Genomic DNA, 7,025 nt, shown 5'->3' with positions numbered 1-7,025 from the left:
CCATGCCGACGGCCAACGCGATGGGCAATCCGATCGCCGACCAGAGGGAGTAGCGCCCACCGACCCAATCCCAGAAGCCGAACATGTTTTGCGGGTCGATACCGAACGCGACGACCTTGGATTCATTCGTGGACACCGCGACAAAGTGGTTGGCAACCGCCGCCTCGCCCAGGGCCTCCACCAGCCAGGTCCGGGCACTGTTGGCGTTGGTCATGGTCTCCATGGTGGTAAAGGTCTTGGAGGCGACTATGAACAAGGTGGTCGCGGGATCGAGAGGCCGTAGCGTCTCGGCAAGGTGGGTACCGTCCACGTTGGAGACGAAATGCACGCGCAGGTCGTCGGACTGATAGGGGCGCAGGGCCTCACAGACCATCAGTGGCCCCAAATTCGAGCCGCCGATGCCGATGTTGACCACGGCAGTGATACGCTTACCCGTGAAGCCCTTCCAGTCGCCGTTGCGCACGGTTGCGACGAAGCCTTCCAGGCGCTGCAACACCTGGTTGATCCCGGGCATCACGTCCCTGCCGTCCACATAGATAGGACGGTGGGAGCGGTTGCGCAGGGCGATATGCAGCACCGCCCGCCCCTCAGTGTTGTTGATCGCTTCACCTGCAAACATGCGGTGGATCCAGCCGGGTAGGTCCACGGCCACGGCGAGCTCGAGCAACAGCGTCAGTGTCTTGTCGGTGATCAGATTCTTGGAGTAGTCCGCGAACAGGTGTGCCGCCCGCAGCGACATCTGCTCCGGTCGCCTCGGATCCCGGGCCAAGAGGTCCCGCATCCGGACCCCGGACAGCTCGTTCCAATGCGCCTGCAAGGCCCGCCATTGAGGGGTCTGATTCACTGACGACATGATGGTTGCTCCTGATGGAGGCGGGTGCTCGACCGCTCAGGCCGCTTGGGCGGGGATCTGGGAACCCGTGCGCAGGATGCGATTGTGTTCGTTGAGGTAAACGAGGCTCGGTTCGAAGGCATCGGCTTCGGCCTCGCTCATCGCGGCGTAGGCACAGATGATGACCCGATCTCCCGGAGACGCCTTGTGGGCGGCGGCGCCATTTACGGAAATGACGCGGGAGCCGGCCTCGGCCCGAATCGCATAGGTCGTAAAACGCTCGCCGTTGGCGAGGTTGTAGATCTGAATCTGCTCGTATTCGCGGATCCCCGCGCGCTCCATCAACGCCTCGTCGATGGCACAGGAACCCTCATATTCAAGCTCCGCGTGGGTGACGCGGGCCCTGTGCAGCTTGCATTTCAACAGTGTTAGTTGCATAGCCAACCACCTTGATTCTTGATGCAACACAGTATTCTAACTAATTTTTTCGTTGCTGCAACGGCACTTTCGCGCGGATCCGGGGCTATTGCATGCCTCTATAAATCAATAGGTTATAATTAATCCTCATTATCATGGTATAAATTTAACCATGTGAAATCATTGATTTTTAAAAATTCTACATTCGGTTGCCATACACTGCTAAGAAAGAGGCACTATGTGCAATTCGGTACGCAAGGAATCGGGTATCACGCCGAACTATTGCAGGTGTGACGGGTATAACCGACTTACAGCCGACAAGCTTGATCCACTCTCAGTGTAGAACCTCGTCGAGGCGACTGGCGGTGAGCGCGTAGGGCGGATAAGCTTGCGCCATCCGCCGTATGCCAGCCACTTCCGTCGCCCTGGCCTGACCCGCCCTACGGGCTGCCACCCGCCGCCATCCGGCGGGTGACGGCGCGCCCACCGCCGCAGCAATCACGGCACCTGGCGCACGCGCCTGACCCGCCCTACGGGCTCTTGGCGCACGGGTGTAATCTGGGCTACGCCGATTGCATCGGCTTCGTCCGTGGCGAAAAAGGCCAGCGCCTGACGCGGATAGTCGAGAATGAGGTTTTTGAAGTTCTGGTCGTGGGATATAGCCTGGTCCAGGAAAAGATGGGCAATACTACTCTAGGATTTCACCTCGACGTAGCCTCGGCAGCGGTCCGATCAAGTTTTCCGCCGGGCTAGTACCTCATTTCACCCTATTTTACGTTCTCAGGCTCGTAGGGTGGGCTGTGCCCACCAGCCAGGCACAGTGTTGGTGAGGCACAGCCCACCCTACGGGTTACGCGCAAAATATGCAGAAATGGGGTACTAGCGATCTGTATGCGCCGAACTGTTTAGGTGTGATGGCCATAACCCACTTACGGCCAACAAGCTCGCTCCACTTTTAGTGCAGAACCTCGTCGTCCGTCTGAAAAAACGCTAAGAGGCTGTCTAAAAACTAACCCTTTGATTTTAAACCAGTAGGCTGGGTCGAGGGACGAGACCTAAGCGAACCAAACTTGCCGTAAAAGCTGGGTTTCGTTCCTCAACCCAGCCTACCGCCTACTCTGGGCTACGGTCCTTTTTTAGACAGCCTCTAAGGCATAGGCAACCTGCTTGCACCCCGAACCTGCGTAATCCGGTAGCTGAGGAAGAGGTAAACACGCGCTACGGTGCCGATGTTCGACGGGAACCTGAAGGCCCCGAACTCGAGAGGCGCGCTTCCCAAGACTGGTCCCGGTGGATCATTCAGCACACCGTGATAGAGACAGGGCCAATCTGCTCCCGCGACGCAGTCGATGTCGGTCGTGTCGCATTCGTCCCATTTCCCGCTCAGGTACTCCTGCCCGTCGTTTACCACAAATTTGACCGTGTGATGGGCGCCCGGAACGGCGCCGGCGGCTTCGAACAACAGTTCCGCCTGCACGATCGATAAGTCGCGATCACATTGGAAGAACGGAAACATGTTTCGCCCCAGCCTCAGGGCGAGATGCCTCGGTGACTGATCGTCGCCGTCGCTGACCCGGAAACGTTGCCACGCCTCGGGGAACTCCTGCTCGACATCGAAGAACCGCACCCCCGCGCCGGGGAGATTCTTCTGAGCAACAGCATTGGCAGCCCTGCGCAGCGCATCGCCGCCCTCGCGCGCCGTGTAGTTCAAATGCAATACCAGGTCGCTTAAGGTTTCCATATCGAACTGGTTGTTCTCCGGCGGGAGCTCGATGCGCCAACGGCTGAGCGCCCCCGCAAATTCGAATGGCAGGTAACGCTCGTCGCGGAAATTCAGCTCGAACATGCCCGAATCGTTTTGACCGCTCGAGGTTGCGATGGCCTCGGCGGCGGCGTACTGCTTAAGGATACGCGGATCGTCGGAGGCCACCTCGTACCCCTCCCCTTCATGCCTACCGTCCGTTCTGGCCGATTCCCGGCAGCATTCGTCCAACGGCGCCGGGCCCGGTATGTGGGCCGTGTCGCAGCAACCGGCAGCCGGACCGCTCAGTCGGGGATCTACTCGCGTGGTGCTGCCAAGCAGCGTCAGGCGGCAATGCACACCCGTGTAGGGCCCGACGACACAGGGGATCGTCATGGTCACATTCTTGATCCGACGCATGTAATGTCCGGGGTAGTCGAGGTCGAACATCCACTCCGGGATCTCGATCTCGCAGTAACCGGTCACCTTGAGCCGAAGGAACTCCACCGGGAAGTGCAGGCGCAGAGAGATATGCTTGGTCAGCTCGTACTCGCGGACGTTTTCGCACAGATAGGCCCGCTCCATCTGGCGAATGGAAACCTGCAGTCGCTCGCCTGCCAGGAGTCCTTCGTGCAGGTTGTCCCAGGCCTCTGCCGGCAGGAAGGTCCGCGCCGTATGTCCGCGTTCATGGTTGAAGGCCCGTTGGGCATGGCGCGCCGTGCCCAGCGCCAGCTCGTACATCCGGTAATGCAGCGCGGCGGTTTCTTGCTGCAGGTAGAGATAGAGCGCGTGATTGGTGAACTTGTCACGCAGAAAATCATGGACCTCGCCTGCGTGCTCCAACTGTCGTTGGTGGTTGTCGAACTCCCTGAGCGCAATATCCCGTCGCCGCTCTGCCGCGAGGATCTGACGCTCGATCTGCTCGATCTCGATACCCAAGACCTCGACCTGATGGTTCCACTCGTCCTCGCGGCGCTCCCATCCCCCTTCCGTCAGGCGAAGTGAGCCGGTGGTGCCCGCAATCTCTGCCAACCCATTGGATATTCTAGCGATGGTCGAAAGGACGGACGCGAGCTTATTACCCACCGGTAACTGATTGAACTGGAGCGGAGTGCCCATAACCCCGGCAACTCCGATCCACATATCAGGTGGGATACTCATGCCTTGGGCGATGCCTTCGGAAATATTGGCCGCCGCCCGGGCACCGATCGAAACGCCGGTAAGTGCCACGTGTTGTGTCTCACCGCTATTCAAGCCATTCCGAATCAGGGTCTCGTAATAGCGTTTGCGGGTCTGGGCGATCTCCTTTGTCTTCCGGAGGGCTTGGACCTGCCAATCGCTTTCGCGCCACTGGTTCTGGCGGATCTCCAACGCCAGGTTCAGCAGTTGGCGCTCGTGGGTGGTGCGCAGAGAAGCGAGATATTCCGCGTCACCCTTTTCGTATACCGCGAGCAAGGCGGCGCCGAAGCCACGTACATCGTTCACGAGCTCCAGGGCTTTCTGGACCAGGAATTGGAAGCGGTAAGGACCGTAGGGACAGCAAGCGTCCTCGTCGTTCAGGCATAGCTCATCCCTGATCCCGTTATCTCCGCCCAGCACCAGGCTCGGCTGGCGTCCGGCATGCGTAGTGCGGTCACCCCAGTAGGGCATGTCCTGGTTCGGGCGCCCGTTGCGGAGTCGGCGCGCGTTGAGACAACTGTGTATCAGAGCGAGTCGGTCCTCGACCATCTCATAGAGTGCCATCAGCCTTGGATTGAGCGGAGCCGGAAGCGGATCGAAGTCGGAAACCGTCTGCGATTCGGTTGCGGTGTCCACTTCGACTACGACGGACCGAGGCCGTACCCCTAGGATCTTCGCCGCCGTGTCGTAAATCAGACGAGCCTGTCGGAATGCTTCGGGAGAATGACGACGCATGACCGCATCGCCCCACTGCAGCAGGGTTTCGAGGTAATGCAGGGTGACGGAACGGTCCTTGGCCTCCCGGTCCTTGGCCTCCTCCCGGTCCGAAACCGTGTCGGTCTGACAGCACATTGCCTCCGGTTGCTGTCGGCACCACCGGGCGTCTTTCCGGAGCGGGTCGAAAATCAGCTTGTACCACTGAAGGGCCGCTTCGAAACGGCAATGTGCCCGCAAGTGTCCGGCGACCAACACCCCGGGGCTGAAGGGCGAGACGGGGACCAGCGGAGCGCCCGGTGCGAAATAGGCAAAGTAGGGGTAAGCGGGCAGGCCTCCCGGGAAGGTTCCGGCCGCCGGTGCAGGAGGTGGCACCACCAGCGGCAGCACGACGGCCGTATCCGTAGCCAGGTCATACCGGAAGCCCGGTTCAGGGGTTGTCGAGTCGGGTTGTGCCGGGTGGCCAGGAGGCGCAACGCCTCCGTCGACCCTGAAGGAGAGGGAGTCGCCAGCCCTTCCCAAGTAACCAAGCTCGGGCTTGCGGCCATCCGCGATTCGCACCCCCTCGAAGGAGCGGCGTGGTTGCTGGAGCTCGCCGTTGTGGAGCCGGCACCAGGCAAGGTGCACCATCGGCTCCGACCTCCAATGGAGCAATCCGGGGAGCTTCTCTTTCCTGTGCCAATCGGACTCCGGGTTATCCGAAGTTGTTCCCCAGTCGGCATCCTGCTTGACCTTATCGTAGTAGCGCGAATCCATTAGCCAGAAGTAATACTCGTCGATGACCGGGGGATGCTGTTTGCCACACTGGAGGCAGCACCCCGGCTCATCTCCGGGTCTTCCCGGCTCGAAGGGTGTCGAGGCCGGCGGCTCACCCGCTGCGGCCACGCGAACAAATTTCACGCCGAGCCGAATTGCCGCTTGGACCCACAAGGGCAACCGCTTGGAGGAATCGGGGCTATCCGCGGCAAGCCAGGACGGGCGGGCATGGCGCTCCGGGGTCCCGAGCAGATCGAGCTCTTCCCTTGGGGGAGTAAGCTGACGAATCTGCGCCGGCTCGCGCGCCTGGAGCGGGGTAAGTCCCGGGTGGCTCGGTAAACGCCGATCCGGCTGGTCTTCGAGACCACCTGGGACAGGGACAGTCAATGCGGTGCGGCGTAGCTCCGACTCGAGGAAGCGGAAGGATTCGGTTTGTCTTGCGTCCTGCAGCTCGTCCCAGTCGATCCAGCTCTCCCGATAGATCTCCCGGCGCCTGCAGGCCTCCCAAACGCGATAGGTGACAAAACGGCGGTGACAAAACGGCTGTCCCATAGCAGCAATAGCAGCAAGAACTCAGGGGACGGCGTGAAGCCGGGCTCGAGACCGAGCCTTGCCCGTTGGATGAAGATCTGAACAGCGCCGATCGCCTCCTCGATTCTGCTAGCCCTCTGATCGAGCCCCGCCTCGACATCCAGCAGCAGCAACTCGCTCAGATGCTCAGGGCTCGTGGCAACGCCGCCCCAGGGCAATGCAACCCGATTCATGCCGCACAGGTAGGCCAAGAGCGCATGCCGTGCCCGCTCCCGCAGGCCGTCATTGAGGCGTTTGAGGTCTTCATATCGGCGTGGCTCGCCATGCTCGAAACAGCCATCGCGCACGAACCTGGTCAGGCCCTCGTTGCCCGACCCTGTTGCGCCTGTTTCAACGACATTGGGATCGTCGGACGCCCAAAGATCGGGACGCGCGTCTCGAATGTCCTCGACCGAGAAGGCTTGGAGCAGATGCCGAATCCACTTCTCGGCCTGCCAGACACGAATAGCCCAGCGTTCATCCTCCAAGTCCCCGCTACTGACCGCATAGCCGAGGTAGTAGCCTAGCCCCAACGCCGCGTGACGCAGGTCCATATCCATATGGCGGAGGAGATGTACGGGATCGTCCGGATGTCTCTCGGCCGCCTCATGGAAGAGTAACCACACAGGCCGCTCGGGGGCCGCTTGCGCTTCACTGCGTAGCACTGTGTAGTCGAACACTCGCTCCCACCAATCGAACAACGCCTGCTGCCGCTTGACCGAGGGCTGCACGCGCTGGTCCTGGACCGGTGCAGGGGGAAGGTAATTGTCCCGGAGGGGCAGGAAGTTGAGGTCGAAGTGGGCCCTGTGAACCGCG

4 protein-coding genes are annotated in these 7,025 nt (G+C 60.8%); all 4 read right to left on the bottom strand.

Annotated elements, in window-relative coordinates:
• Positions 1-853 (bottom strand): glucose-6-phosphate isomerase (locus tag E1958_RS19160; RefSeq protein ID WP_481752905.1); only part of this gene is annotated, 853 nt, incomplete at its 3' end.
• 36 nt (positions 854-889) lie between these two features.
• The gene (gene panD, locus E1958_RS19155) at positions 890-1,270 is read right to left on the bottom strand and encodes an aspartate 1-decarboxylase (RefSeq protein ID WP_133513298.1); all 381 of its coding nucleotides are present in this window, start codon (positions 1,268-1,270) and stop codon (positions 890-892) included.
• A gap of 1,126 nt (positions 1,271-2,396) precedes the next feature.
• Positions 2,397-4,109 carry a Tc toxin subunit A-related protein gene (locus E1958_RS21485; RefSeq protein WP_243725307.1) on the bottom strand — a complete coding sequence of 571 codons (1,713 nt, stop codon included), beginning with the start codon at positions 4,107-4,109 and terminating at the stop codon, positions 2,397-2,399.
• A gap of 1,913 nt (positions 4,110-6,022) precedes the next feature.
• Positions 6,023-7,025 (bottom strand): neuraminidase-like domain-containing protein (locus tag E1958_RS21480; protein WP_243725306.1); only part of this gene is annotated, 1,003 nt, incomplete at its 5' end.

The sequence above is a fragment of the Candidatus Thiosymbion oneisti genome (genome assembly GCF_004359955.1).
Taxonomy (GTDB): domain Bacteria; phylum Pseudomonadota; class Gammaproteobacteria; order Chromatiales; family Chromatiaceae; genus Thiosymbion; species Thiosymbion oneisti.
Note: the sequence above shows the minus strand (reverse complement) of the source record. Positions and strands in the feature narration are given on the sequence as shown.

Bases quoted from the DNA above. Each gene is read 5' to 3' on its own strand.
- panD (WP_133513298.1), bottom strand. From the start codon at position 1,270: ATGCAACTAACACTGTTGAAATGCAAGCTGCACAGGGCCCGCGTCACC.
- E1958_RS21485 (WP_243725307.1), bottom strand. From the start codon at position 4,109: ATGGGCACTCCGCTCCAGTTCAATCAGTTACCGGTGGGTAATAAGCTC.